The following is a 1020-nucleotide window of genomic DNA, read 5'->3' as shown; positions in this document are numbered from 1 at the left end:
TGTTCAATCAGTTACATAGATGTTTATATTAACACTATGCAATTTATCGTCTCTTCATAAGTAGCTCACAAACTTAGTTTTTTATAGAAATAAAGCGTTTATGCTGATTGCTAACATAAGTACACAAAAATATGATTTTCGTCCCATTTACATTAATGAGACTTAGATCACATGAAAAATAAGATAAAACACGAGCTTTTCAACAACGGCCTATACATCAATCAAGTTAATGATCTGTTGCTGTGGCATTTTGACGGACACGATGAAGCCGCGGAATACTTCGGTGTAACAACTCAAACGGTTAAGAATTGGGTTAAGAAGGGCAACTGGCCGTTGTCTGTGGTTCGACTGCTTCTGGTGATGCATAGGGGGTATTTACCTACATCTAAGCCGTGGCGAGGTTTTAAGATTCGAGGGGATGTACTTTACACTCCCGGAGGGCGAGAGCTTACCGCGTTTGATTTGATGGAGTTAGATATCAAGATGAGTCTTGATCTGACTTCGAATGTGATTCAGTTCAGGCGAAAAAAAAAGAGACGGTTTAAGCTTAAGAAGCAGGGCAAACGTCCTGCTGTTCCTTGAGTGGCCAGAAACAACAAAGGCAGCTTTCGCTACCTTTGATTAGAGTATGTTTGCCAGCTTGTCTAGGTGTGGGATTCTGTCTCGAGGCGTTTCTGGGAACTTGTCCAGCGAGTATTGGTTTTTCTTGTGCTTGGTTTTAGTTTTTGCGTAGGCGTAAACTGAACCGACAATAAGCAAGGGAACGACAAGCAAATACCGCGTCATTGTCTGCTCTCGAGTTTTGTAACTCGCTCGTCCATCTTTTCGAGCATCAAGCGTAACCACTTCACGTCTGTTTTGAGTGTCATCCCGACACCAATCCCTGAGCACAACGAGCTAACCGCGAAGATGAATAGTGTTTGGTATTCATCCATATTATTTAAACTCGTTACGCAGTGTTTCCCATAGCCCCATTACAAGCGGTACAACCGTGCCAATTAGGCCACCATATTGCACACC

The 1020-nt window shown here is 42.5% G+C and carries 1 protein-coding gene; it reads left to right on the top strand.

Translation table 11 applies throughout. The features are described 5' to 3' along the window. Positions 1-171: 171 nt before the first annotated feature. Entirely contained in the window at positions 172-582 is a 411-nt protein-coding gene (locus Q1A70_RS20035; RefSeq protein WP_299695796.1) for a DUF3653 domain-containing protein, read from the top strand. Positions 583-1020: the final 438 nt, after the last annotated feature.

The sequence above is a fragment of the uncultured Vibrio sp. genome, from assembly GCF_947488985.1.
Classification (GTDB): Bacteria; Pseudomonadota; Gammaproteobacteria; order Enterobacterales; family Vibrionaceae; genus Vibrio.
This window is presented reverse-complemented; position numbering and strand designations above follow the sequence as displayed.